This is a genomic window from Streptomyces prunicolor NBRC 13075 (genome assembly GCF_000367365.1).
GTDB lineage: Bacteria > Actinomycetota > Actinomycetes > Streptomycetales > Streptomycetaceae > Streptomyces > Streptomyces prunicolor.
This window is the reverse complement of record NZ_BARF01000025.1, coordinates 239415-264737: the sequence shown is the minus strand read 5'-3', so window position 1 is coordinate 264737 and position 25323 is coordinate 239415. Positions and strand designations below refer to the sequence as shown.

The window sequence follows — 25323 nt, the reverse complement described above, 5'->3', positions numbered from 1 at the left end:
GTCCGGATCATGCAGCTTCGGTATGCCTTCCGTCTCGACCCGGGTCCTGGTCAGCGCGCTGCGCTGGCGCGGGCGTTCGGGTGTGCGCGGGTGGTGTACAACGATGCGGTCGCGGCCCGGGAGCGGGCCCGGCGGGAGGTTGCCCCGTATCCGGGCGCGGCCGTGCTGTCGAAGGCGCTGATCACTGAGGCGAAGTCCACGCCAGGGCGGGCTTGGCTGTCGGAGGTGTCGGCGGTGGTATTGCAGCAGGCGCTGCGGGATGCCGAGCGCGCCTACACCAACTTCTTTGCCTCCCTCAAGGGTGCCCGGCCAGGGGCCCGGGTGGGGCGCCGCGTTTCAAGTCGAAGCGGGACGCCCGGCAGGCGATCCGGTTCACCGCCAATGCCCGCTGGAAGATCACCGAGGCGGGGCGACTGCTCCTGCCGAAAGTCGGCGAGGTGAGGGTGCGCTGGTCGCGCACCCTGCCATCGTTCCCCTCCAGTGCGACCGTCGTCCGGGACGCGGCGGGCCGGTACTTCGTTTCCTTCGTGATCGAAACCGACCCGGACACCGATGTGGCGCGGATGCCCGACCCGGAGGACCTGCCCGGTGCCGGCATCGATCTGGGGCTGACCCATTTCGCGGTCCTGTCCGACGGGACGAAGATCGACAGCCCGCGGTTTCTGCGCCGGGCCGAGAAGAAGCTGAAGAAGGCCCAGAAAGAACTGTCCCGCAAGCAGAAGGGCAGTAGGAATCGGGAGAAGGCCCGCCTCAAAGTTGCTCGCGCTCACGCGCAGGTGGCCGATGCCCGCCGCGAGTTCCACCACCAGCTCTCCACGAAGCTGATCCGCGAGAACCAAGGGATCGGCGTGGAGGACCTGGCGGTCAAGGGGCTCGCGCGCACCCGGCTCGGCAAGGCGGTCCACGACGCCGGATGGGCTTCATTCCTGGCGATGCTGGAGTACAAGGCGCAAACGGCCGCCGGACTGGCGGTGACAGCCTGTCGGGCGCAGGTAAGACCGGAACCTTTGGTTCCGGCACAGCGGGAAGAAGCAGGAAGCCACGGAATCCGGTCCGGAGCCTGTGCCGCGTAGCGGCAGAGCACCAGACGGGAAGGCCAGAATCTCCGTGCTTCAGCATGGAGAGCAAGTCAATACAACAACGAGGGCAAGCCCGCCGAGCGCAGCGAGTCCTACGGTGGCGGACCCATCGAGTTCCACGCGCTGCTCAAGGACTGGCGGGAGAACAGCGACATGGGCGACGTCCTCGCCGAGTGACACGAGTGGGCGGGCTTGAGCCGTTCAGTTCCTGGACGTGAGAATGCTCAGCGCGTTCGCCGTGACGACGGCACCGATGCCCGCCCACTCCGCCCAGCCCAGTCGCTGCCCCAGGCCGATCCACCCGACCACGGCGGCGAGCACGGGGTTGACGCTCATGAACAGCCCGAAGGCCGGAGCCGACACCCGGCGCAGCGTGAACAGATCGGTCAGATATGGCACCGCCGACGACAGCACCCCGGCCGCCACCGCGCACCCGGCCGCCGTGAGGGTCGGCGGCTGCCGGACCGCGACGGCGATCCCGACCGGCAGGAACATCAGCGCGGACACCCCGGCCGCCGCAGCCGATCCCTGCGCTCCGGGTATGCGCCTGCCGACGGTCCGGTTGAGCAGGATGTACGACGCCCAGCACGCGGCGGCCAGCAGCCCGAGGCCCATGCCCAGGTAGTCGGCCGAGGGGTGCGGCCGCATCAGCGTCACCACGCCCGCCACCGCGATCAGCGCACAACAGGCGTCCACCCGGCGCCGGGTCGCGGCCAGCGCGATGGACAGCGGACCCAGGAACTCCAGCGTCACCGCCAGACCGAGGCCGACGCGGTCGATCGCGGTGTACAGGGACAGGTTCATCGTCCCGAACACCACGGCCAGCAGGAGCACCGGCCACCACTGCCGCCAGGCGAACTCCCGCAGCCGGGGCCTGCCCACGGCGAACAGGACGACCGCGGCGACGTACTGGCGCACCGCGACGACCCCCACGGGCCCGATGACGGGGAAGGCGAGGGAGCCGATCGCCGCGCCGAGCTGGTTGGACAGCCCGCTGCCGGCCATGGTGGCGACCCCGGCGAGGCCCACGCGGGACGGCTGCGGGGTGCCATGTTGCGTGGTGGGCAAGGGAGTTGTCGTTGCTGAAGCTCCAGGCATGGTCCGATCGTGCTCCCGGCCCACACTTGCGCAAAATGCAACAGCCGGCCGATCTATACGCTGGAGTCATGGACCCGGAGCTGAGGCAGTTGCGCTGCCTCGTCGCGATCGTCGACGAGGGCACCTTCACCGACGCCGCCGTCGCGCTCGGCGTCTCCCAGGCGGCCGTCTCCCGCACCCTCGCCTCGCTCGAACAGGCCCTGGGCGTACGGCTGTTGAGGCGCACCTCCCGATCGGTGACCCCGACGGGCACCGGGCTGCGGGTGGTCGCGCACGCCCGGCGGGTGCTCGCCGAGGTCGACGACCTGGTCCGGGACGCCACCTCGGGCCACGCGCATCTGCGCATCGGCTACGCCTGGTCGGCGCTCGGCCGGCACACGCTCCCCTTCCAGCGCCGCTGGAGCCGGACCCACCCGGAGACCGACCTGCACCTGGTCCGCGTCAACTCGGCCACCGCGGGACTCGGGGAAGGCGCCTGTGAACTCGCCGTGGTCCGGAGGCCGTTGGACGACCGGCGGTTCGAGTCGGCCATCGTCGGGCTGGAGCGGCGGCTGTGCGCCATGGCCTCCGACGATCCCCTCGCCCGGCGCCGCTCGGTCCGGCTGGCCGACCTCGCGGGGCGCACCCTCCTCGTCGACCGCCGTACCGGCACCACGACCGCCGACCTGTGGCCGCCCGACTCCCGCCCGGCCACCGAGGACACCCACGACGTGGACGACTGGCTCACCGTGATCGCCACCGGCCGCAGCGTCGGCATGACCGCGGAGTCGACCGCCAACCAGTACCCACGCCCCGGAGTCGTCTACCGCCCGGTGCGCGACGGCGAGCCGATCGCCGTGCGGCTCGCCTGGTGGAAGGACGACCCGCACCCCGCCACCCAGCCCGTGCTGGAACTGCTCAGCACGCTCTACCGCGAGGCCTGAGCGGGTCACCCAGGTGGCCCACGGCGCTGGCCTCCGCCAGGGGCCCACTCGACGCTGAAACCATGAGTCCTGGTCCTGCACACGAGTCGAAGCGGACGAGGATCGTCCTCCTGGTGGCCGTCGTCGTCGCGGCCTTCGTCACCGGCCTCGCGCTGCTGCCCGACACGTTCTCGGCGGACGCCGACGCGGGCGCGAGCGTCACAAGGGTGACCGCCGGTGGTGACGTCGGGAAGGACCTGCCGGTCACCGAACCGAAGATCTCCTGCGCCGACCTGCTCCAGAAGGACTTCGGCGCCCTCGACGACGCGGCGACGTCCATCGCCTCGGCGAGCGTGGTGGCCAAGAGCGGCGCGAACGCGTACGAGTACTGCGACGTCAAGGGCACGGTCGCCCCACAGATCCAGTACGAACTGCGGCTGCCGACACAGACGTACCGGCAGCGCTACCTCCAGGAGGGCTGCGGCGGCTACTGCGGCATGGTCGGCGTCAGCGCCCAGCCCGCCGCCTCCACCGGCTGCGTCCCCGTCACCGACGGCTCCTTCGCCCTCGGCCAGGACAACCAGGGCCACGTCTCCACCTCCGGCATGGGCGGCGGCGCCGCCGAGGTCTGGGCGACGAACCCACAGCTGAAGGTGGACTTCGGTTACCGCTCCGAGCACGCCTTCGCCACCGCCGCCAAAGCGGTCACCAAGGCGTTCTACGGCGCCGAGCCGACGTACTCCTACTACGACGGCTGCTCGGACGGCGGGCGCGAGACGCTGATGGAGGTGCAGCGCTACCCCGGAGACTTCAGTGCCGCCCTGGTCGGCGCCCCGGCCTTCAACCAGACCGCGCTCAACGCGATGCAGGAGGCGTACCTCTCCACGATCGACTTCCGCGCGGACGGCTCGACGATCCTGCCCGCCTCGAAGCTCGGCATGCTGCACAAGGCCGTCATGGCGAAGTGCGCCGACCCCAAGCTGAACAACGACCTCATCCAGGACCCGGCGACCTGCACCTTCGACCCGGCGAGCCTCAAGTGCGCCGAGGACAAGGACAGTTCGAGCTGTCTGCCCGCCGAACAGGTCGACGTCGTGCGGAAGGCGTACGCGGGAGTGACCGCTCCCGACGGCACTCATCTCTACACGGGTGGCCAGCCCTACGGCTCCGAGGCCGCCTGGGAGGGGCTGTTCATCCCGAAGGCAGGGCAAGGGCAGAGTTCGGTGCAGTTGTACGGGATCGGGCTCGGGTTCCTGCGCTGGGTCGGCAAGTGGGAGGCGGAACCCGCGCTGAAGCTCGACGCGTCCCTGTTCACCGTGGACACCTTCAAGGCCTACCAGCGCGAGGTCTCCGGGATCTACGACGCCACCGACCCCGACCTCACCAAGTTCCACGAGGCAGGCGGCAAGCTGATCCAGTGGCACGGGCTGACCGACCCGAACATCCCGCCCACCGGTACTCGCGTCTACCGCCAGGCCATGATCGACACCATGGGGCAGGACGAGGTCGACGACTTCTACCGCCTGTACCTGTTCCCCGGCGTGAACCACTGCGGCGGCGGTGACGGGCCCGACAGCTTCGACCTGCTGAGCAAGCTGATCGACTGGCGGGAGACCGGCAAGACCCCCGGCGCCGTCATCGCCTCCAAGACCAGCGGCGGCAGCGAGCCCGGGGGACCGGCGGGCGGCCAGCTCGGCGGCGGCGACACCAAGAGCACCAAGGACACGAAGGACACCAAGGCGTCCGCGAGCGCGAGCAGTAGTGCCCCGACCGTCGAGTACACGCGGCCCGTCCACCCGTACCCGCAACTCGTCGCCTACGACGGCTCGGGCGACAAGAAGGACGCGGCCAACTACCGTGCCTACACGCCCGACAAGCTGCCCGACGACCACTACAAGTGGGCCGGCTCCTTCACCTCCGGCTACCAGAAGTGGTGCGAGACGAAGGACGGCAAGTCGATGAGCTGCAGTCGGAACAAGCCGTAGAAAGTCCGAGAAAGCCGTATAAATCTGCTGTCTACTGCCCGTCCATGGCCGGTCCATGGGCGGGCAGTGGCGTGTCTGCGGTAAGTATGGGCGGAAGCATGCGTGCAATACGGCGGACGAAATTGTTGACAATCTTGTTTGGCTAGATTTAGGTTCGACAGGCACTCACTCAGGGAGGGCAACGATGCCGAAAGAAGCCCGTCCGAGCACCGGGGAGCAGGCCAAGCAGCATGCGCTCACGCAGCTGCGGCAGGCGATCCTGCAGGGCGACATGGCACCGGCGCAGCGGTTGGTGGAGAACGAGCTCGCCGAGCAGTTCGATGTGACGCGGGCCAGCATCCGGGCGGCGCTGATCGATCTGGCGGCCGAAGGGCTGGTCGAGCGGATCCGCAACCGGGGTTCCCGGGTGCGGGTGGTGACCGTGGAGGAAGCGGTCGCCATCACGGAGTGCCGCATGGTCCTGGAGGGACTGTGCGCGGCCAAGGCGGCCGTCGCGGCCAGCGACGAGCAGCTGACCGAACTGACGGACCTCGGCCGGGCCATGACCAAGGCCGTGGCCGACGGTGAGCCGGTCACCTACTCCGAGCTCAACAGCGAACTCCACCACAAGGTACGGGAGTTCTCCGGCCAGCAGACGGCTGTGGCCCTGCTGGAGCGGCTCAACGCCCAACTGGTGCGTCACCGATTCCAGTTGGCGCTGCGGCCGGGCCGTCCGCAGCAGTCCCTGAGTCAGCATCTGGCGATGATCGAGACGATCACGGCCAGGGACCCCCAGGCGGCCGAGGCGGCCGTCCGCGCCCATCTCACCAGTGTGATCGCGGCGTTGCGCGACTGACGCGCGGCGGATCGGCACACGTGGGGCGGGCGCACACCTGTCCATCAAGGAGATTCGAGTCATGACGCACGGCAACGCGCCCGCCACCCCACGATCGACACTCGTCGTCACGGCGCACGCCGGGGACTTCGTCTGGCGGGCCGGCGGAGCCATAGCCCTGGCCGCCGCCCGTGGCGAGAAGGTCACCATCGCCTGTCTGACCTTCGGCGAGCGCGGCGAGTCCGCCAAGGCCTGGCGCGAGGGCAAGAAGCTGGACGAGATCAAGGCGATACGCCGGGACGAGGCCGAGCGTGCCGCGGCCACCCTCGGCGCCGAGGTCCGCTTCTTCGACGCCGGTGACTATCCCCTGGTCGCCACCGCCGAGTTGACCGACAAACTCGTCGAGGTCTACCGCGCCACGCAGCCCGACGTCGTGCTCACCCACCCCACCGAGGACCCGTACAACGGCGACCATCCGGCCGCCAACCGGATGGCGCTGGAGGCCCGCGTCCTCGCCCAGGCCATCGGCTATCCCGGCGAGGGCGAGATCATCGGCGCCCCGCCGGTCTTCTACTTCGAGCCGCACCAGCCCGAGATGAGCGGCTTCAAGCCCGAGGTCCTCCTCGACATCACCGAGGTCTGGGACACCAAGCGCAAGGCGATGGAGTGCCTAGGCGCCCAGCAGCACCTGTGGGACTACTACACCGACCTGGCGGTACGCCGAGGCGTCCAGCTCAAGCGCAACGCCGGCCCGAACCTGGGCCTGGCCCACAAGACCATGGCCGAGGCGTACATGCGCCCGTACCCGCAGATCGCGAAGGAGCTGGCATAACCATGGGCGGCGTGATCGTCACCAACCCCCCGAAGGCGGACGCGAAGGACGTCGAGGCGCTGGCCGCCTTCGGTGTGGCCACCGTCAGCGAGGCCATGGGGCGCACGGGCCTGCTCGGGCCGTCGATTCGCCCTGTCCAGCAGGGAGTTCGGGTCGCGGGCACCGCCGTGACCGTGCTCAGCTGGCCCGGCGACAACCTCATGATCCACGCGGCCGTGGAGCAGTGCGGCGAGGGCGACATCCTGGTCGTCACCACCACCTCCCCGTGCACGGACGGCCTGTTCGGCGAGCTCTTCGCCACCGCGCTGTACAAGCGCGGGGTGCGCGGAGTCGTCCTCAACACGGGCATCCGCGACACCCAGGAACTGCGCGACATGGGCTTCGCCGCCTGGTCCCGCACCGTCTCCTCGCAGGGCACCGTCAAGGCCACCGGCGGCTCGGTCAACGTGCCGATCGCCATCGACGGCCAGGTCGTCCGCCCCGGTGACGTGATCGTCGCCGACGACGACGGCGTGGTCGTCGTCCCACGCGAGAAGGCCCGCGAGACCGCCGAGAAGTCCGAGGCCCGTGAGGCCAAGGAAGCGGCCACCCGCGCCGCCTTCCTGGAGGGCCAACTCGGCCTGGACCGCTACGGGCTGCGCGACACCCTCAAGCAACTCGGCGTCGAGTACCGGTCGTACGAGGAGTACACCGGAGCCGGGTCGTGACCGGGCCCGCGGAGGTGCGCTGCATGCTGATGCGCGGCGGTACCTCCAAGGGCGCCTACTTCCTGGCCCAGGACCTCCCCGCCGACCCCGCCGAACGCGACGACCTGCTGCTGCGCGTCATGGGCAGCCCCGACCCGCGCCAGATCGACGGCCTGGGCGGCGCCCACCCGCTCACCAGCAAGGTCGGCGTGGTCTCCGCCTCGACCGACCCCGACGCCGACGTCGACTACCTGTTCCTGCAAGTCGCGGTCGACCGCCCCGAGGTGACTGATCGTCAGAACTGCGGGAACATCCTCGCCGGCATCGGCCCGTTCGCCGTGGAGCGGGGGCTCGTGGCCCCCGGTGACGGCGAGACCTCCGTCCGCATCCGGATGCTCAACACCGGGGAACTGGCGATCGCGAGCTTCCCCACGCCGGGCGGACGGGTCGACTACTCCGGTACGGCCTCCGGTGCAGCTTCTGGCACGGCGGAGATCTCCGGCGTCCCCGGCGCCGCGGCACCGGTGGTGATCGAATTCCCGCAGGGCGGCAACCCGCTCCTCCCGACCGGCCGCGTCCGTGACGTGATCGCCGGCACCGAGGTGACGTGCGTCGACAACGGCATGCCGGTCGTCCTGATCCCGGCCGCCGCACTGGACGTCACGGGGTACGAGACGCCCACTGAGCTAGAGGAGAACGTCACTCTCGCCGCCCGCCTACGGGAGATCCGCCTGGCGGCCGGAAAGGTGATGGGCCTCGGTGACGTCGAGCACACCACGATCCCCAAGCTCAGCCTGCTGGCACCGCCCACGGACGGCGGCGCGGTCATGACCCGCACCTTCATCCCGATGCGCTGCCACACCTCCATCGGTGTCCTGGGCGCCGCGAGTGTGGCGGCGGGGCTCCTCGTCCCCGGCGGGGTGGGGGAGGGCATCGCGGAGGCACCCGCACAAAGTGACCGAATTCGCATCGAGCATCCCAGCGGATTCCTAGACATCGAAACCAGCGTCGACGCCGGATCCGCAGGCTCCGCCCCGGTGGTCCGCAGAACCGCGGTCGTCCGCACCGCACGCAAGATCTTCGACGGCACGGTCTTCCCCCGGCCCGCCGCCTCAACTCCCGCACCCGCACGCCCCCTTGGAGGCAACGATGGCTCCGCCGCTCGGTGACATCGCCCACATCGGCCACGCCCAGCTCTTCACCCCGGACCTGGACGCCAGTGTCGGCTTCTTCACCGACTACCTGGGGCTCACCGTCAACGGGCAGGACGGCGACACCGTCTACCTCCGGACCTACGACGACTACGAGCACCACAGCCTGGTCCTCACCGCCCGCGACAAGCCCGGCCTCGGCAGGCTCGCCCTGCGCACCTCCAGCGAGGAGGCGCTCCAGCGCCGTATCAAGGCGATCGAGGAGGCGGGCGGCACCGGCAGGTGGGTCGAGGACGAACCCGGCCTCGGCAAGCTCTACGTCACCACCGACCCGGACGGCCACGAGCACGCCCTGTACTGGGAGAGCGAGTACTACCAGGCCCCCGACGAGCTGAAGCCGGCCCTGAAGAACCAGCCGCAGGCCAAGCCCAACAAGGGTGTCGGCGTACGGCGGCTGGACCACATCAACTTCCTTGCCGCGGACGTGCTGTTGAGCGCCGAGTTCCAGCAACAGGTGCTGGGCGCAAGGCCGACGGAGCAGATCCGGCTCAACAGCGGGCGGATCGCGGCGCGTTGGCTGACGTACACGAACAAGTCGTACGACGTCGTCTACACCGAGGACTGGACCGGTTCGACCGGGCGGCTGCACCACATCGCCTTCGCGACCGACACCCGCGAGGACATTCTGCGCGCGGCCGACCTCGCCATCGACACCGGCGTGTTCATCGAGACGGGCCCGCACAAGCACGCCATCCAGCAGACGTTCTTCCTCTACGTCTACGAGCCGGGCGGCAACCGCATCGAGCTGTGCAACCCGCTCACCCGACTCGTCCTGGCGCCCGACTGGCCGCTGATCACCTGGACCGAGGAGGAGCGGAAGAAGGGGCAGGCCTGGGGCCTGAAGACCATCGAGTCCTTCCACACGCACGGGACTCCGCCGGTCGGCTGAGCGGTGCGCGGAAGCCACCCCCGACGTGATTGTCGATGAGATTGTTGACAAAAACGTTGACTATCCAGGGGGTGGCTCCTTAGCGTCTAGCGCACCAAGTACGAGAGGTAACCAACGATGTCTTCCTCCCCCGCCTCATCCCCGTCGCCCGCGGTGTCCCCGCGCGTCGGCAGACTGGCCCTCCTGGTCATCGGTCTGTGCTGGCTGGCCGTCCTCTTCGACGGCCTCGACATGTTCATCTACGGCTCGGTGCTGCCGCACCTGCTGGAGACGAAGACCTTCGGTCTCACCGCGGACCAGGCCGGCGACCTCGGCAGTTACGCCACCTTCGGCATGCTGGTGGGCGCCCTCACCGCGGGTACGGTCGCGGACCGGATCGGCCGCAAGCAGCTGATGATCGGCTGCGTGACGCTCTTCTCGCTCGCGTCCGGCATCTGCGCGGTCTCGGGCAGCGTCGAGGTCTTCGGCCTCGGCCGCACCCTCGCCGGCGTCGGCCTCGGCGGTCTGCTGCCCACCGCGATCAGCATGGTCTCCGACTACGCCCCGCGCGGCCGGACCGCCCTCACCATCGGCATGCTGATGACCGCCCACCACGCCGGCGGCATCCTCTCCGCCTACGTGGCCAAGTGGCTGGTGGAGCCGGTCGGTTGGCGCGCCGCATTCTGGGTCTGCGTCCTCCCGCTGCTCTTCGTCCCGGTGCTGCTGAAGCTCCTCCCCGAGTCGCTGAGCTTCCTCGTCACCAAGGGCCGCACCGACGAGGCCCACGCCCTCGCCGAGCGCTTCGAGGTCCAACTGCCCGCCGCGGCGGGCAAGAAGACGGCGGCCGACCGCTGGGACGCCCTGCTCGCCCTCTTCCGCGGCGGCGAATGGCTCCAGACCCTGCTGTACTGGCTGGCCTCCTTCGGCGGCCTCCTCCTCGTCTACGGCGTCGCCACCTGGCTGCCCACCCTGATGCGCGCCGAGGGCTACGAGCTGGCGAACGCCCTCACGTTCGTGGTCGTGTTCAACCTCGGCGGCATCGTGGGCATGCTCGTCGCCGGCCGCGCCGCCGACCGCTTCGGCGCCCCGCGCATCTCGGCGATCTGGTTCGCGCTCACCGCCATCGGCGTCTTCCTGCTCGGTGTCCACATGAACCAGGCCGTGACGATGCTGGTCGTGTTCCTCACCGGCGTCTTCCTCAACAGCGCCCAGACGATGATCTACGCGACCGTCTCCATCCGCTCCACCCCGGACAACCGTGCCACCGCGGTCGGTTGGACCTCCGGCATGGGCCGCTTCGGCGCCGTCTTCGGCCCGTGGCTCGGCGGCCAGCTGCTGGCCTCGGGCAACGGCGACTGGGGCTTCACGTCCTTCGCCATCGCGGGTCTGTCCTCCATGGTCTTCATCGGCATCGCGGCACTGCGCAGCTCGAAGCAGGGCGAACGGGTCGGCGTGGAACAGGAGTTGGTCGGCACCCACTAGCACGCACGGGGTGTGCAGAGGCAGGACCGGACGCCGGCCACCGCAGGGGATGCGGGGGCCGGCGCCGGAAATCTCCTTGACCTGAAGCGCGATTGAGCTTCTAGCGTGTCGTCGAGTTGATCACCCGACGACAGGGAACACGTTCATGATCCTCGTGACCGGAGCCACCGGAAACATAGGCAGCGCGCTGGTGAGGGAGCTGCACGCATGCGGTGCGGGGCCGTTGAGAGGGCTCACCCGTGACGCCGCGCGGGCCACGTTCCCCGACGGGGTCGAGGCTGTCGAGGGCGACTTCGGCGTGCCGGAGTCATGGGAACGCGCTCTGGACGGGGTCCGCTCGCTGTTCCTCGTGTCGCGCCTGGGCCCGGATGCCCAGCTCATCGAGGCGGCCCGGCTCGCGGGTGTGGAGCACATGGTGCTGGTGTCGTCCATCACCGTCCAGACCCATCCGCACCTGGGCCCCGCCGCCGAGAACCTGGCGGTCGAGCGGCTGCTCAAGGACAGCGGCATGGCCTGGACGATCCTGCGGCCGACGCAGTTCGCCTCGAACGCGCTGATGTGGTCGGCGTCGATCCGCGCCGGTGAGACGGTCCGTGCGCCCTATGCGGAGACCGGCCTGCCCACGATCCACCCCGCGGACATCGCGTCGGTGGCACGGGTGGCGTTGACCGAGCCCGGCCACCAGGGGCGGACGTACGCCCTGACCGGTCCTGCGCCGGTGACGGCCCGGCAGCAGGCCGAGGCCATCGCGGCCGTACTCGGGCGGGACGTGCCCTTCGTCGAGATCGGCCGGCAGGAGGCGCACGCCCGGATGGCCGCGGTCTTCGGGGACGAGGGCGCGGACGCGGTGCTCGATGTCACCGGCGGGGACGTCAATGACGAGCTGCTGAGAGTGCGCGACGCGGTGTCACGGGTCACCGGCTCCCCGGCCAGGCCGTTCCGGCAGTGGGCCGCGGAGAACGCCGATCTCTTCGGCTGAGACCCCCGGTCCGTCGGAGCGGATCGTCGGGTGGTGCTGGTGAGGTGACCCTCGCTTGTGCCCGGTGTCTACCGACGGCTCTAGTCGTCGGAGCCCATCTGGTCCTCCGCCGACAGGTGTTCCACCGTCCGGCCCGTCTCCGTGAACGTCCGGGTCACATAGCCCGACGAGTACACCCAGAGGATGCGCAGCGGGGTGTCGCCGATGTTCCGGAACAGGTGGGGGATCGGCGAGGGGACGTATGTGGTGTCGTACTGCTCCAGCTTCGTCACCTCGCCGTCGACCACCACCTCCGCCCGGCCCTCCAGGATCGTCACGTGCTCGTCGCAGTTGTGCGAGTGCAACGGCGCCCCGGAGCCCACCGGATACACGCTCATCCCACTGGTGATCAGGTTCTCCCCACCCGCCGACGGCGTCGTGACGAGGGGGGTCGTGACGACGGCACCGCCCCGGTCGAGCACGGGCACGGACGCGACCTTGACGATCGTGGTCATCCGGAGTTCCTTTCCGCTCACACGTTTCTGCGTCGCATGACGTTAGGCCTCGCGCGAGCGAATGGGTGCCCTCTGGCGTGCAGGAGATCAGCGGCATCGGCGTCCTGTCCAACCCCGTACACAGCGAAGGGAATCCGTCATGAGCAGCGCACCCCGCTACATCCACCACGTCAACTTCCCCACCACCGACCCCGACCGCACCGCCGAGTGGTACACGAAGGTCTTCGGGATGAAGCGCATCATGCCCAAGTCCAACACCCGTGTGGTGCTGATGACCCGGGGCAACTTCGACCTCCACTTCACCCCGGTCGAGGAGATGGAGCGCATGGCGCCCTATCACTTCGCCGTCGAGGTCGACGACTGGGACGACTTCCTCGCCCACCTCAAGGAGCTGGGCATCCGGCACACCCGGCCGATCGAACGCCCCGAGAACCAGTCGAAGTTCTGCTACATCCACGACCCCGACCACACCATGATCGAGCTCGTCTTCCACGGCCGCCGCCCCAACTGACCCCGCACGTACAGGAGGTCACCCCCATGCCCATCGCCGACTCCGACGGCACCTCCATCTACTACGAGCGCCACGGCAGCGGTCCGGCGATCCTGTTCGTGCACGGCAGCGGCGGTCACCACGCCGCCTGGTGGCAGCAAGTGGCCGCGCTGCGCGAGGAGTTCACGGTCGTCACCGTGGACCTGCGCGGCTTCGGCAAGTCCGACGCACCCACCCCTCCGAACTCGTCCAGGCCCGAGTTCAACGGCCAGGACTTCCCCGGTGACGTGGTCGCGGTACTGGACCAAGAGGACCTGACCGACGCCATGTTGGTCGGTCAGTCCATCGGCTCCGTCGCCGCGCTCCGTGCGGGACTGATCCGACCCGAGCGCGTGGGCTCCGTCGTGCTCGGTCACTCGCTGGGCGGCATCAGCCACCCCGAGCTGAAGGAACTCGCCGCCGCCGACCGCGCCGAGGCCGTCAAACTGCCGGTCATCGACCGCCTGTTGACGAAGGGGTTCCAGCAGGAGCGGGCCGATCTCACCTTCCTCTTCCAGCAGATGGGCACGTTCAACGTCGCCAAGATGCAGGACCTGCGCAACCTCGACACCGACGGCCCGACCCTGGACGAGATCCAGAGTTCCGGCGTGAAGGTCGCCTTCCTGGCCGGCGAGAAGGACGCGGTGCTCAGCGTGAAGACCGTGACCCGCGCCCACGAACTGCTGCCCGGCTCGCACCTGGAGATCGTCCCGGACGCCCCGCACTCCATGTACTGGGAGACGCCCGCGAAGTACAACGCCGCCGTCGCCCACCTGCGCCGCACCCTCACCGCACCGAAGGAAGCAGCATGAGCAGCCTCACCCTGGACGCCGCCGAGGAGATCATCGACGCCGCCCACAAGCGCGCCCAGTCGATCGGGAAGGCGGTCAGCGTCGCCGTCGTGGACGCGGGCGGTTTCCCCATCGCCATCCGCCGCCCGGACGGCGCCCGCCCGCTCACCCCGGACATCGCGCGGGCCAAGGCGTACACGGCGGCCATCATGCAGCGCCCCGGCAAGATGCTGAAGAAGTGGCAGGAGAGCCAGCCGGTCTTCTTCGCCCAGCTCTCCCAACTCCCCGGCGCGGCCATGCCGATCATGGCCACCGAAGGCAGCCTCACCATCAAGAAGGACGGCGAGATCATCGGCGGCCTCGGCATCGCCGGCGGCACCGCCGACGAGGATCAGCAGATCGCCGAGGAGGTCCTCGCTTCCCTCGGCTACGAACTGGAGTTCGCCGCTTGGGGAGTCGCGGGCAAGCAGGCCTCGACCTCGGCGCCGGACTCGTCGTCCTCGTCCCCGTCCTCGTCCGGAAAGGACGCCTGACTCATGGCGGACACGTTCAACTACCGCATCGACCACCACGGCAGCCTGGTCCGCCCCGCCGAACTCACCGCCGCACGCGCGTCGGGCGACGCCGAGGCCCTGAAGGAGGCGGAGCTCCAGGCGGTCAAGGACGCGGTCGCCTTCCAGCGCAAGCTCCGCTCCACCGTCGTCACCGACGGCGACTTCCCTCGGGAAGACTTCCGCAGCACGGTCCTTGACGGAGTGTCAGGCTTCCGCCGTACGGACGAGACGGACGCCGACGGCCTCACCCGCTGGGTCGCGGAGTCCCTCCCGAAGGCCAACGGCCCACTGCTCGCGGACTGGGTGGCACGCCTCACCGAGCCGACGGTGATCGCCCCGAAGGCCTCGCTGCCCTCACCCGCGTATCTCGCCGCGACCACCTTCCAGCCCGGCCACGGCCCCTCCTCCGCAAGGGAGTTGGGGGAGGCCCTCGCGGAGATCGTCCTCGCCGAGATCGAGCTGCTGGTCTCCAAGGGCGTCCGCCTGATCCAGCTCAACAACCCGCTTCTGCTGGGCCAGTTGGGGACCGAGCCGACCGACCCCGGCGCGCTCTCCTTCGCGGACGCGCTCGCCGTCGACGCCTTGGCGGTACGCCTGGACGAGCGCCCCGAAGGTGTACGGATCGGTCTCGCCCCCGGCCCGGTCGCCCCCGCCGCGATCGACTGGGCCCGCGCCGAGCAGCTCTACGGCGCGATCGCCGCCGACCGCTGGATCCTGCCGTTCGACCAGGGCACCCCGGCCGAACTCGCCCTGGTCAAGGCCTTGCCCGAGGACCGTGACTTCTGCCTGGGCGTCGTCGACGCGACCGTCCCCGCACTGGAGGACATCGACACGGTGATGGCCGGGCTCGACGCCGTGGGGGAGTTCAAGGACCTGGAGGACGGGGCCGTAGCGCCGTCCCGGGGCTTCGCCGACGTGGCGAGCCGGCCGCTGCTGACCACCGAACAACAGCGCCGCAAGATCGAGTTGGTCGAGACGGTCGCACGGTACGTCTGGGGCAACGAGTTCTGACGCACGAACCGGGAAGCGCGGCAGACGCGCTTCCCGGCCAGGTCTCGGCAGACCTCAGAGAACCTCGACCTCAGAGAACCTCGGCGAACGTCACCCTGCGATCGGTCAGCAGCGGCCAAATGGTCTGCACGATCAGCTCGTCGAAGTGCTCGGCCGCCTTGTGCGCGTCGAAACCGGCCCGGTCGGCGTACTGCTCGTACAGCACGAAACTCCCCGGTACGTCCGCCTCGGCGTGCACCTCGTACGCCAGGTTCGCCGGCTCGGCGCGGGTGTGTTCGCGCACCTTCAGCAGCGCGGCGCGCACCGTGGCCTCGTCGGCGGGCTCGCAGAAGTAGTGGGCGATGACTGCGTAGGCCATGTCTGGTTCTCCTCAGCGGAAACTCGGCTCCCGGCGGCCGGAAACGTGCCGTCCGGTCCGTCGATTCCAGCACGGATCAACCCTCCGCCGACCTGCGCCCCGCGCAAGCAATGCCTGCCGCCGCGGGGCTGGTGGCACCGCCCCCACATGGTGTGTTGTCGCATCCGGCCCACTGCGGCCGCTGACTGTGCAGACCGCGGACCCGCACCGCGGCGGACGAAGGAAGTGATCTTCATGCGAAGCCTGGAAACCCTCTCCGGTGGAGAGTGGGTGGCGACCGGCGAGTGGATCGAGGTACAGAACCCCGCCGACGTCCGCACCCCCCTCGCGCGCATCCCCGCCCTCGCCGCCAAGGACGTCACCCGCGCCTACGACCACGCCGAGCGCGGCTTCGCCGTATGGAAGCGCACCAGCCCCTTCGAACGGGCCCGCGTCTTCACCGAGGCGGCCAGGCTGATCCGCGACCGGGTCGAGGAGATCGCCGCCGATGTCACCGCCGAGAACGGCAAGACCGGCGCCGAGGCCCGCGGCGAGACCCTCAAGGCCGCCGACTTCCTCGACTACTACGCGGGCCTGGCCCGCCAGGGCTACGGCACCCTCCTGCACGACGCCCGCCCGAACACCCGGGTGCACACCCAGCGCGAGCCGATCGGCGTGATCCTCGTGATCAGCCCGTGGAACGACCCGCTGATCACCCCGGCCCGCAAGCTCGCCCCGCTGCTCGCCACCGGCAACGCGGCCGTGTTCAAGCCGGCCACCGAGACACCGTTGTCGGGCCTGCACTTCGCCCGCGCCCTGCACGACGCGGGCCTCCCGGCCGGTGTCCTGAACGTCGTCACCGGCCGCACCGCCGAGATCGAGGAGGCGCTCCTCGACGACCCGCGCATCGCCGCCATCACCTTCACCGGCTCCAACGAGGTGGGCAACCGCATCCGGCGCCGCCTCGCCGACCGCAACGTCCGCTTCCAGGGCGAACTCGGCGGCAAGAACGCCTCGGTGGTCCTCAAGGACGCCGACCTGCCGTTCGCCGCGAAGACGGTCGTAGCGGCGTCGTTCGGTCAGGCCGGCCAGCGCTGCACCGCCACCAGCCGGGTCGTCGTGGAACGGCCGGTGTACGACGAGTTCACGCGGCTCCTGGTCGCAGAGGTCGAGGCCCTCAAGGTCGGCCCGGGCAGCGACCCGGCGACCACCCTGTGCCCGCTGTCCAGCCCCAAGCAGCGCGACAGCGTCCTCGCCCACCTCGCGGGGGGCCGTGGAACGGGGCGCCACCGTCCTCACCGGCGGCAGCGCGGACACCGACGGCGACCACGCGCACGGCTGCTTCGTCCGGCCGACCGTGCTCGCCGACGTCACCGCGGAGACGGCGATCTGGCGCGAGGAGGTCTTCGGACCGGTCCTCGCCGTCCGTGCCGTGGACGATTTCACGCAGGCCGTCGACACGGTCAACGACTCCGAATTCGGCCTCGCCGCCGCCGTGTTCACCCGCGACCTCGCCTCCGCGTACCGCTTCGCCGACGAGGCCGAGTGCGGGCAGATCGCGGTCAACGCCACCACCCCCGGCTGGGACGTCCACCTGCCCTTCTGCGGCTTCCACGACTCCGGCACCGGCTACAAGGAGCAGGGCGACGAGGTCCTGCGCTTCTCGACCCGGGTCAAAACCGTTGCCATCCACTTCGGGGTCTGAGCAAGTCGGTACGACAGAGATTCGGTACGACAGAGAGGAGGATGCCGATGGCTGACGAGACGATCGGTATCGTCGGCGCCGGCATCGTGGGCCTGGCCACCGCCCGCGAGATCGCCCTGCGCCGCCCCGGCACCCGGGTCGTGGTCCTGGAGAAGGAACACGAGGTCGCCGTCCACCAGACCGGCCACAACTCCGGTGTCGTACACGCCGGCATCTACTACGCGCCCGGCAGCCTCAAGGCCGACCTGTGCGTACGCGGCGTAGGGATCCTGCGCGAGTACTGCCAGGACCGCGGGCTGCCGTACGACGAGATCGGCAAGCTCGTAGTGGCCGTACGCCAGGACGAGTTGGGCCGGATGGACAGCCTCTACGAGCGGGCCAGGAACAACCACGTGCCCGAACTCCGCAGGATCTCCCAGGCGGAGATCAAGGAGCTGGAGCCGCATGCGGGCGGCATCGCGGCCCTGCACTCCCCGCGCACCGCGATCACCGACTACCCGGCGATCGCCCGGGAGTTCGCCAAGGACATCGAGGCCTCCGAGGGCGAGGTGCGGCTCGGTTTCCCGGTCACGTCGATCACCGATGTGCCCGGCGGTATCGAGGTCGCCTCGGGTCAAGTACGCGTCCGTGTGGACCGGTTGATCCTCTGCGCGGGCCTCCACTCGGACGCCGTGGCGAAGTTGGCGCAGGACAAGAGGGAACCGAAGATCATCCCGTTCCGGGGCGAGTACATGCTCCTCAAGCCGGACCGCGCGAACCTCGTGCGCGGGCTCATCTACCCGGTGCCGGACCCCCGTTACCCCTTCCTCGGCGTGCACTTCACCCCGCGTGTCGACGGCACCGTCGAGGTCGGCCCGAACGCCGTCCTGGCCCTGGCCAGGGAGGGCTACAAACTCAGCCGCTTCTCGCTGAAGGATCTCGCCGGACTCGCCGCGTACCCGGGCTCCTGGAAGATGGCCGCCCAGCACTGGCGGACCGGCATCAAGGAGTACCGCGGCTCCCTGTCCGCGACGGCCTTCATGAAGGACGCCAAGCTGTACGTCCCTGGTGTCGGCGTCTCCGACGTCGTACGCGGCGGAGCGGGCGTCCGCGCCCAGGCACTGGACCCCGACGGCACCCTCGTGGACGACTTCCGCATCCATCAGATGGGCCGGATCACCGCCGTCCGCAACGCGCCCTCGCCGGCCGCCACGGCGTCCATGGCGATCGCCGAGCACATCGTCGGCGCCGTGTTCGACACACCGTCCGCACACTGAGAATGCCCTGCGTACAGCGGTGTTTCGCGCAACTACTGCTTGCACTCCCAGGACTCGGCAAGGCCCATTCGCCCGCCTAGCGTTCCTTCCGTAAAGACCTTCGAGAGAAAGAGCTCACGACATGTTCGTTGTCGACACGCAGATCCACATCTGGAAGGAAGAGACCCCGGACCGCCCCTGGGTCCCGGGCGCGCGGGCGCGCATCCGCCTCAACGGACACCGCGAGGACCCCTTCTCGTACGAAGAGGCCCTGGAGCTGATGGACGAGGCCGGCGTCAACCGGGCCCTGATCCTGCCGCCGTCCTGGGAGGGCGACCGGATCGACTACGCCCTGGAGGCCTGCGAGGCGTACCCGGACCGCTTCGGCATCATGGCGCGCATCCCGCAGAACAAGCCCGAAGAGGGCAAGGCGATGCTGGCGGACTTCGCGCAGAACCCGCATGTGAAGGGCACGCGCCTGACCTTCCACCGGCCGCAGGACCGCAACTGGATGATCGACGGCACCAACGACTGGTACTGGCCGATCGCCGAGGAACTCCGCGTCCCGACGATGGTCCACGCGCCCATCTGGAAGCGGGAGTTGGGCGAGATCGCCGCCAGGCACCCCGAGCTGAAGATCATCATCGACCACATGGGCGCGCCGTGCGGCCCAGGAGCAGCGGCACGCCGACGAACAGGCCGCGATCGCCGCCGCCGAGACAAAGGCGGCGCAGGCGGAGGGCATCGACCCGGTCCTCGTCGCCGCGACGCTGCGCAAACTGCTGGAGGGGCAGGGCGGGATCGTCGTCGACGAGACCATCACCCACAGCCGCGTCGTCAAGCGCCATGTCCAAACGGCCGACCCCGACTCGTACTTCTACGTCCAGGGCGGCCTCGGCCAGGGCATCGCGGTCGCGCTCGGCGTCAAACTCGCCGCGCGGGAGCGCCCGGTGGTGCTCACCATCGGCGACGGCGCGTTCACGTACAACCCGGTGATCCCGTCGTACGACGCGTCCAACGCCTACGAACTCCCGTTGCTGATCGTGGTGTTCAACAACCGCGTCTACAAGTCGATGAACATGAACCACCGCAGGTTCTACCCCGAGGGCGCCGCCGCCGACACCGGTGAGTGGCTCGGCACCGATCTGCACCGGCTGCCCCGACTCGCCGCGTTCGCCGAGCCGTTCGGGATGCACACCGAGACCGTCGACGCGCCCGAGGCCCTCGCCCCCGCGCTGGAGCGTGCGCTCAAGGCCGTGGCGGAGGGCACCACCGCCGTCGTCGACGTCCTCGTCACCCGCTGAACCAGGAAGGGACCCGCCACCATGTCCGACACCGCAACGCCCAAGCCGGGCAAGGTACTTGTCGCCGCCGACGATCTGCGCACCTTCTCCGCCGCACTCCTGGAGAAGGGCGGCCTGAACGCCGAGCAGGCACGCACCACCGCCGACGTGTTCGTGTGGGCCGCGCTGCGCGGCGTCGACTCGCACGGCATCGCCCGCGTCCCCGCCTACCTGGAGCTGCTGGCCAAGGGTGTGGCCAACGCCGACGCCGATATCCGGATCGAGTCAACTGCCCCGGCAGCGGCCGTTCTTGATGCCGACCGCGCCCCCGGCCCGGTGGCCCTCAGCGCCGCCGCCGACGAGGCGGTCACCCGGGCCAGGGTCAGCGGAGTCGCCGCCGTCGGGGTCCGCCGCACCGTGCACACCGGTGCCATCGGCTACTACGTGTCGAAGATCGCCGAGCAGGGACTCGTCGGCATCGGCTATGTCGCCGGGATGCCCAACATGGGCTACACCGGCGTCAAGGGCGCCGCCGTGGCGACCAGCCCGCTCGCCATCGCCGTACCGGCCAAGGCCCACGTGCCGCTGCTCCTCGACATGGCCACCGCGACCATCGCCCTGGGCAAGATCCGCCAGGCGAAGGCGAGCGGCACCCCGCTGCCCGAGGGCGCGGTGGCCACCGCGGACGGCACCCCGACCACCGACCCCGAACTGGCCGTCATGCCCCTGCCGGTGGGCGGCGCCAAGGGGTCCGGGATGTCCCTGGCCTTCGAGCTGCTCACCAGCGTGCTGGTCGGTGCGCCGATCTTCGCCGCGTTCCACTCGGACGACCCCCAGGGTCGCAAGCACCGCCAGAACGCGCTGCTCATCGCCCTCGACCCGGCGGCCTTCGGCGACCCGGCCGCCTTCACCGCGGCGGTGGACGAAACGCTGGCCACCCTCAAGCAACTGCCGCCCGCGGACGGCGCGGAGGGCGTCTTCTACCCCGGCGAGCGCAGCGCGGCGGTCGCCGAGGGGCGGGGTACGAAGGGCATCCCCGTCGCGCCCAAGGTCTGGCGTGAGCTGACCGAGGCGGCGGGGAAGTTCGGCCTCACGCTGCCGGAGCCGGTGCCGTCGGCGTGACCCAGCGGCACTTCGCCGACTGTCCGAGGGGACGGCCGGCGAAGTGCTTTGTCAGGGAGGGGAGTTCAGGCAGTGCCCACGGCTTCCCGCACCTGACGGGCGATCAGGGCGTAGGAGTGCAGGGCCCGTTCGTCGTCCTGGCCGTCGTAGCCGTGGTCGGCGCCGGTGACGTCGACGTGCTCGACCAGAGCGCCCGCCGTCCGCAACCGGTCGGCGTAGGCGACGCCCTCCGCCTTGAGGAGGTCGTACTCGGCCGTGATGACCAGGGCCGGGGCGATGCCCTTCAGGTCCGCGGTGTCCGACGGATGGGCGGGCGACACCAGCCGGTCGGCACGCACCTTCGGATCGGGGACGTACGACGTGTCGAAGATCTCGGCCATCCAGGGCTTCAACACCGGCTTGGCGATGGCGGACCGCTTGTCCTTCGCGCTGGTCACCAGGTCCAGCGGCGGATAGTGCAGCACCTGGAGCGCGATCGAGGGCCCGCCCTCCTCCAGCGCCTGCCGGGCCACCGCCGCCGCGAGTCCGCCCCCGGCGCTCTGCCCGCCCACGGTGAGCCGGTCGCCGTCCCAGCCCTGCGCACCGCCGTGCTCCGCGACCCACCGGACCACCTCGAAAGCCTGCCGGGTCGGCGCGGGGAACGGACGCTGCGGCGCGACGACGTAGTCGACGTTCACCACGACGACACCGGCCTCCGCCGCGAGGAAACGGCACAGCGGGTCGTCGAGTTCCGTCAGCGGTACGACATAGCCGCCGCCGTGGAAGTTCACGTGCACCGGCGGAGGCGGCCCCTCACCGGTCGGCAGATACACCGTGGCCCGCGCCGGGGCGATGCTGGTCGGGATCGTCAACTCCCGTGTCCGGCGCGGGAATTCAGGCAGCCGCTGATGAGAGGAGGCGGCGGAACCACGCCCGCTCGGGCGCCGGTCGGCCAGCACGGCGAGACGCTGGAAGGACTTGGCGGCGAGGGCGGCCACCGCGGGCCGGGCCAGAACAGACATGCCGTTCCATTCGTGGGGTGCGCGCGAAGGAGGTTGGGACTTCCGTCCGATCGCCGGGATCGATCAACAGGATTCCTGGCGATGGGTGGGGTGACGATAACACGGGTGTATTTCGGGTGGATGTTGCGATCGGCGCTGTTCAGGGGCGGCGGGGGAGCGGCGAGAGGGGCGGGTGGCGCAGCGGCGGCCGACCGGCGCCGACGACGCTGTGACGGTGCCGCCCAGTGGTCAGCGGTGTTGGGCGGGCCCGTCCAGTTGTCCGTGTTCACAGCACACCTCGTGCTGCGGGCCCGACGGCGCCGAAACGGCCCGTGCCTCCGTCGTCACGCACGCCGCCCGCTGCGCCGTCTCGATCATCTCCTCGCTGTCGGTCGCGGCATCGGCCAGGCTCACACAGCACACGACGAGCAGTGCGGCGCCCGCGATGAACGGCAGGGCCCGGCGCGGGGGAGGCGGCGCGAGCAGCGCCCGTACCCGCTGCGGCACCGCTCCACCGGTCGCGGCCAGTGCCGGGCGGGAACGGTTCGCCGAGCCGGCCAGCGCGGCCCGGCCCACCGCATGGGCGACGACCGTACGATCGCCGACGCGCACCGCGGCCTCCTCGTCGGCCCAGCGCTCCAGGACGAAGCCGCCCGCGGTGGACAGCGGTCGTAGCAAGGGAATCACGGCGGCGGAGAGGCGCCAGAGGGTCTGGAAGAGATGGTGCCGGCCGCGCAGATGTGCCCGCTCGTGGGCGAGAAGCGCCTCGCGTTCGCGGTCGCCGAGGCAGCGCAGCATTCCACTCGACACCACGATCCGCCCTGGTGCCCCCGGCAGCGCGAACGCCTCCGGTGACTCCATGTCCAGGACGGCCAACTCCGTGTCTCCGGGCAGCAGTCGGCACTCGCGGCGGGCCCAGCGCAGATGCCGTAGCTGACGTGCGGCGGCGACGGTGAGGCCCGTGACGGACGCGAGGAGGGTGAGCGCGGCGGCCCCGGCGACGGTGAGGTGGACCGGGTCGGAGGCGCGCACGGCCGCGACCGACCACTGTCCCTCCTCGGCGACCTCGGGGATCTGCACCAGCCCGGCGAACGCGAGCAGCGCCAGTGAGCCGAGCCAGCCCAGCGACGCCACCAGGGCGGCGGAGGCCAGCGACCAGGCGGCCGGGCGCGGGGCCAACCGACGGGCGGCGCGGGGCGCGAACACCGCGAGGACCATGGTGATCAGGAGGGGGACGTACACGCTGATCAGCACCGGCTCACGGTCCTTCGTCGGTGCGGTCGGTGCGGTCGGTGCGGTCGGTGCGGTCGGTGCGGTCGGCGTGGTGCGGTCCGTCGTGTCCGGCGAGCAGTCGCTGCAGCAACTGCTCGTCCTGTTCGGAGAGTTCGGAGACGAAGCGGGTGAGCACCGCCTCGCGGTCGGTGCCGTGCTCCAGCAGTGAGCGCATCCGCTCCGCGGTGTGGGTCGCCTCGTCCCGGGCCGGCGCGAACGCGTACCCGCGACCCGCGCGGTGCCGGACGAGCATCCCCTTGTCGTGCAGGCGCGACAGGATCGTCAGCACGGTGGTGTACGCGAGGTCTCCCGGCAGCCGCTCCCTGACCTGGCGCGCGGTCTGCGGTTCGTCGGCCCCGTAGAGCGCGGCGAGAACCCCGCTCTCCAGCTCACCGCGCGCCCGCCTGCCGGACGTCGCGCCGGGTTCGTCGCTCTTCCGGTCGTGCACTGTTCACCCCACCGCCTTTCACCGCTCGGCGTCACAGCCTACCCGTCGGCCTACTACATGTTGTACGAGTACACCTACTACATGTTGTAGAGTTTCGCCGCTCCACTCCACCTGCGGAGGAAAGAAGCCCATGCCCCACCTCGGGAATACGGTGCGCCGTCCGGCGTCGGCCGAGCGTGTCGTGATCGTCTCGGCGAGCGTCGGAGCCGGTCACGACGGCGCCGCGGCCGAGTTGGAACGGCGGCTGGTGGCGGCCGGCCTCACGGTCGACCGGCTCGATCTGCTGGACGTGCTGCCCGCCCGGCTCGGCCGGCTCGTGCGGGACGGCTACCACCGGATGCTCGTCCGCGCGCCGTGGGCCTACCAGCGGATCTACAGCAGCACCGAGCGCGCCGGAGGCGGCGGCCGCGTCGCGCAGGCGCTGCTGCGCTCCGCCGAGGAACGGCTGCTGCGCGCCCTGCCCGCCGACACCGGCGCCGTCGTGTCGACCTACCCGGGTGCGAGCCGGGTCCTGGGCAACCTCCGGCTCGACGGGCGGCTGGCCGTGCCCGTCCTCACCTACCTCACCGACTTCTCGGTGCATCCGCTGTGGGTGGCCGACGGCGTCGACGTCCACCTCGCGCTGCACGCCGTGCCCGCCGCGCAGGCCCGGGCCGCCGGTGCGCGCGACGTCCGCGTGTGCGGCCCGGTCGCCGACCCGCGCTTCCACCCCGTGGACGCGTCGGAACGCGCCGCGGCCCGCGCCCGCTTCGGCCTGCCTCCAACTGCCCCACTGGCCTTGCTGGTTGCCGGTTCCTGGGGCGTGGGCCCGGTCCGGGAGGTCGCCCGGGACCTGCGCGACTGCGGTGCGGCCGTACCGCTCGTGGTCTGCGGCCGCAACGAGACACTGGCCGACCAGCTCCGCGCGGACGGCATCGAACACGTCCACGGCTGGGTCGACGACATGCCCGGCCTGATGCACGCGGCCGACGTCCTCATCCAGAACGCCGGCGGCCTGACCTCCCTGGAGGCATTCGCCACCGGCCTGCCCGTCGCCAGCTACGGCTGCATACCCGGTCACGGACTGACCAACGCGGCGGCCCTGGACGAGGCGGGCGTCGCCGCGTGGATCCGGGACCCGGCCCAACTCAAGCACGTACTGGGCGAGTTGATCGACGGCCCACGCGGGTTGTTGCAACGGGAGGCGGGCCTCGCCCTGTTCGCGGACGAGCAGCTCGGCCCGGACCGGGGCCCGGCCGCCGAGACGGCCATGATCTGCCGGGCGGGCGTCGGTCCCGCCGCGCCACTCACTGCGGGGTCCGCGCCCAGGCCCACCGTTCGCCGGACCACCCGTCCGACCGCCCGGCGGCTCGCGACCACCACCGCCCTGGCCTGCGCGGTCTGGGCGGGCGCGGTCGGCACGGCGGTCGCCACGACCGAGGCCGGCCCGGGCCTGATGCACGCGATAGGCCAGGACCTCGACCTCGACGACATGGGCCACGCCCACCACGCGGGCCACGTGCCCCACGGGGGTTACACGAAGGGGCGCCACGCATGAGCGACGTGGACCTTCTTCTTACGGCCGCGTGTGCCGCATCGCGCAACTCCGTTGTCGGGCGCACCCCGTCCGCCGCGGGTTCCGCGAGG

Annotated in this window: 25 protein-coding genes and 3 pseudogenes; 21 read left to right on the top strand and 7 right to left on the bottom strand. The window is 70.5% G+C overall.

The annotated features are described in order from the left end of the window. The first annotated feature begins 9 nt into the window (after nucleotides 1-9). Nucleotides 10-1073: pseudogene (locus SPR02S_RS55555) on the top strand (RNA-guided endonuclease InsQ/TnpB family protein). A 207-nt stretch (nucleotides 1074-1280) separates the two neighbouring features. On the opposite strand, the gene SPR02S_RS10995 reads toward SPR02S_RS55555, so the two are convergent. Next, nucleotides 1281-2177, bottom strand: coding sequence for an EamA family transporter (locus SPR02S_RS10995; RefSeq protein WP_373283305.1), 897 nt, complete (start codon nucleotides 2175-2177; stop codon nucleotides 1281-1283). A gap of 68 nt (nucleotides 2178-2245) precedes the next feature. Here SPR02S_RS10995 and SPR02S_RS10990 point away from each other — a divergent pair, with 68 nt between their 5' ends. From SPR02S_RS10990 to SPR02S_RS10950, 9 genes are all read left to right on the top strand, one after another. Then, complete coding sequence (locus SPR02S_RS10990; RefSeq protein ID WP_019057008.1) at nucleotides 2246-3100, top strand: LysR family transcriptional regulator; 855 nt, start codon at nucleotides 2246-2248, stop codon at nucleotides 3098-3100. Nucleotides 3101-3162: 62 nt separating this feature from the next. Beyond that, nucleotides 3163-5064: a tannase/feruloyl esterase family alpha/beta hydrolase gene (locus SPR02S_RS10985; protein ID WP_026150416.1), complete on the top strand. Its 1902-nt coding sequence runs from the start codon at nucleotides 3163-3165 to the stop codon at nucleotides 5062-5064. Nucleotides 5065-5248: 184 nt separating this feature from the next. Then, nucleotides 5249-5899, top strand: coding sequence for a GntR family transcriptional regulator (locus SPR02S_RS10980; RefSeq protein ID WP_019057006.1), 651 nt, complete (start codon nucleotides 5249-5251; stop codon nucleotides 5897-5899). A gap of 61 nt (nucleotides 5900-5960) precedes the next feature. Then, a complete protein-coding gene (locus tag SPR02S_RS10975; RefSeq protein WP_019057005.1) occupies nucleotides 5961-6710 on the top strand; it encodes a PIG-L deacetylase family protein in 750 nt (249 codons plus the stop codon). A gap of 2 nt (nucleotides 6711-6712) precedes the next feature. Next, nucleotides 6713-7417, top strand: coding sequence for a 4-carboxy-4-hydroxy-2-oxoadipate aldolase/oxaloacetate decarboxylase (locus SPR02S_RS10970; protein ID WP_019057004.1), 705 nt, complete (start codon nucleotides 6713-6715; stop codon nucleotides 7415-7417). Further along, nucleotides 7414-8565 carry a 4-oxalomesaconate tautomerase gene (locus SPR02S_RS10965; protein WP_019057003.1) on the top strand — a complete coding sequence of 384 codons (1152 nt, stop codon included), beginning with the start codon at nucleotides 7414-7416 and terminating at the stop codon, nucleotides 8563-8565. Before SPR02S_RS10970 ends, SPR02S_RS10965 begins: the two co-directional genes overlap by 4 nt. Then, on the top strand, nucleotides 8546-9496 hold the full coding sequence (locus tag SPR02S_RS10960; RefSeq protein WP_019057002.1) for a catechol 2,3-dioxygenase: 951 nt from the start codon (nucleotides 8546-8548) through the stop codon (nucleotides 9494-9496). Before SPR02S_RS10965 ends, SPR02S_RS10960 begins: the two co-directional genes overlap by 20 nt. Nucleotides 9497-9613: 117 nt before the next feature. Then, complete coding sequence (locus tag SPR02S_RS10955) at nucleotides 9614-10957, top strand: MFS transporter (RefSeq protein ID WP_043258191.1); 1344 nt, start codon at nucleotides 9614-9616, stop codon at nucleotides 10955-10957. 145 nt (nucleotides 10958-11102) lie between these two features. Continuing rightward, complete coding sequence (locus SPR02S_RS10950; RefSeq protein WP_019057000.1) at nucleotides 11103-11936, top strand: NAD(P)H-binding protein; 834 nt, start codon at nucleotides 11103-11105, stop codon at nucleotides 11934-11936. Between the two features lie 80 nt (nucleotides 11937-12016). On the opposite strand, the gene SPR02S_RS10945 is transcribed toward SPR02S_RS10950, so the two are convergent. Continuing rightward, nucleotides 12017-12430 (bottom strand): cupin domain-containing protein, encoded by a 414-nt coding sequence (locus SPR02S_RS10945; protein WP_019056999.1) that lies wholly within the window; start codon nucleotides 12428-12430, stop codon nucleotides 12017-12019. 139 nt (nucleotides 12431-12569) lie between these two features. Here SPR02S_RS10945 and SPR02S_RS10940 point away from each other — a divergent pair, with 139 nt between their 5' ends. Genes SPR02S_RS10940 through SPR02S_RS10925 form a run of 4 tightly spaced genes read left to right on the top strand, consistent with a single transcriptional unit; the run spans nucleotide 12570 to nucleotide 15315 of the window. Then, entirely contained in the window at nucleotides 12570-12941 is a 372-nt protein-coding gene (locus SPR02S_RS10940; protein ID WP_019056998.1) for a VOC family protein, read from the top strand. Between the two features lie 26 nt (nucleotides 12942-12967). Beyond that, the gene (locus tag SPR02S_RS10935; RefSeq protein ID WP_019056997.1) at nucleotides 12968-13771 is read left to right on the top strand and encodes an alpha/beta fold hydrolase; all 804 of its coding nucleotides are present in this window, start codon (nucleotides 12968-12970) and stop codon (nucleotides 13769-13771) included. Continuing rightward, nucleotides 13768-14283, top strand: coding sequence for a GlcG/HbpS family heme-binding protein (locus SPR02S_RS10930; RefSeq protein ID WP_019056996.1), 516 nt, complete (start codon nucleotides 13768-13770; stop codon nucleotides 14281-14283). Before SPR02S_RS10935 ends, SPR02S_RS10930 begins: the two co-directional genes overlap by 4 nt. A gap of 3 nt (nucleotides 14284-14286) precedes the next feature. Further along, on the top strand, nucleotides 14287-15315 hold the full coding sequence (locus SPR02S_RS10925) for a uroporphyrinogen decarboxylase/cobalamine-independent methonine synthase family protein (RefSeq protein WP_019056995.1): 1029 nt from the start codon (nucleotides 14287-14289) through the stop codon (nucleotides 15313-15315). A gap of 70 nt (nucleotides 15316-15385) precedes the next feature. Here the strand turns inward: SPR02S_RS10925 and SPR02S_RS10920 are convergent, their stop codons facing one another. Then, nucleotides 15386-15673 (bottom strand): putative quinol monooxygenase, encoded by a 288-nt coding sequence (locus SPR02S_RS10920; RefSeq protein WP_019056994.1) that lies wholly within the window; start codon nucleotides 15671-15673, stop codon nucleotides 15386-15388. A 147-nt stretch (nucleotides 15674-15820) separates the two neighbouring features. Between SPR02S_RS10920 and SPR02S_RS55550 the strand changes: the two are divergent. From SPR02S_RS55550 to SPR02S_RS60080, 4 genes and pseudogenes are all read left to right on the top strand, one after another. Continuing rightward, nucleotides 15821-16876, top strand: a pseudogene (locus SPR02S_RS55550) (aldehyde dehydrogenase family protein); the annotation flags it as partial. A gap of 49 nt (nucleotides 16877-16925) precedes the next feature. After that, nucleotides 16926-17357: an aldehyde dehydrogenase family protein gene (locus SPR02S_RS64795; protein WP_019056991.1), complete on the top strand. Its 432-nt coding sequence runs from the start codon at nucleotides 16926-16928 to the stop codon at nucleotides 17355-17357. A 47-nt stretch (nucleotides 17358-17404) separates the two neighbouring features. Next, entirely contained in the window at nucleotides 17405-18613 is a 1209-nt protein-coding gene (gene lhgD, locus SPR02S_RS10900) for an L-2-hydroxyglutarate dehydrogenase (RefSeq protein ID WP_019056990.1), read from the top strand. 121 nt (nucleotides 18614-18734) lie between these two features. Next, nucleotides 18735-19196 (top strand): annotated as a pseudogene (locus SPR02S_RS60080) (amidohydrolase family protein); the annotation flags it as partial. Between the two features lie 37 nt (nucleotides 19197-19233). Here SPR02S_RS60080 and SPR02S_RS64790 read toward each other — a convergent pair. Next, on the bottom strand, nucleotides 19234-19440 hold the full coding sequence (locus SPR02S_RS64790; RefSeq protein ID WP_019056988.1) for a hypothetical protein: 207 nt from the start codon (nucleotides 19438-19440) through the stop codon (nucleotides 19234-19236). On the opposite strand from SPR02S_RS64790, the gene SPR02S_RS55545 reads away from it, so the two are divergent. Together SPR02S_RS55545 and SPR02S_RS10880 are read left to right on the top strand one after the other, a co-directional pair. Next, the gene (locus SPR02S_RS55545) at nucleotides 19363-19896 is read left to right on the top strand and encodes a thiamine pyrophosphate-dependent enzyme (protein ID WP_306305724.1); all 534 of its coding nucleotides are present in this window, start codon (nucleotides 19363-19365) and stop codon (nucleotides 19894-19896) included. The two genes, SPR02S_RS64790 and SPR02S_RS55545, sit on opposite strands and share 78 nt — an antisense overlap. 21 nt (nucleotides 19897-19917) lie before the next feature. Then, nucleotides 19918-20997: an Ldh family oxidoreductase gene (locus tag SPR02S_RS10880; protein WP_019056986.1), complete on the top strand. Its 1080-nt coding sequence runs from the start codon at nucleotides 19918-19920 to the stop codon at nucleotides 20995-20997. Between the two features lie 65 nt (nucleotides 20998-21062). Here the strand turns inward: SPR02S_RS10880 and SPR02S_RS10875 are convergent, their stop codons facing one another. The 3 genes from SPR02S_RS10875 to SPR02S_RS10865 form a co-directional block, all read right to left on the bottom strand. Further along, on the bottom strand, nucleotides 21063-21998 hold the full coding sequence (locus tag SPR02S_RS10875) for an alpha/beta hydrolase fold domain-containing protein (RefSeq protein WP_019056985.1): 936 nt from the start codon (nucleotides 21996-21998) through the stop codon (nucleotides 21063-21065). Between the two features lie 228 nt (nucleotides 21999-22226). Next, a complete protein-coding gene (locus SPR02S_RS55540) occupies nucleotides 22227-23231 on the bottom strand; it encodes a M56 family metallopeptidase (RefSeq protein WP_019056984.1) in 1005 nt (334 codons plus the stop codon). Nucleotides 23232-23235: 4 nt separating this feature from the next. Continuing rightward, nucleotides 23236-23697, bottom strand: a complete 462-nt coding sequence (locus tag SPR02S_RS10865; protein ID WP_019056983.1) for a BlaI/MecI/CopY family transcriptional regulator — start codon at nucleotides 23695-23697, stop codon at nucleotides 23236-23238. A 130-nt stretch (nucleotides 23698-23827) separates the two neighbouring features. On the opposite strand from SPR02S_RS10865, the gene SPR02S_RS10860 reads away from it, so the two are divergent. Then, a complete protein-coding gene (locus SPR02S_RS10860) occupies nucleotides 23828-25234 on the top strand; it encodes a glycosyltransferase (RefSeq protein ID WP_019056982.1) in 1407 nt (468 codons plus the stop codon). Nucleotides 25235-25323: the final 89 nt, after the last annotated feature.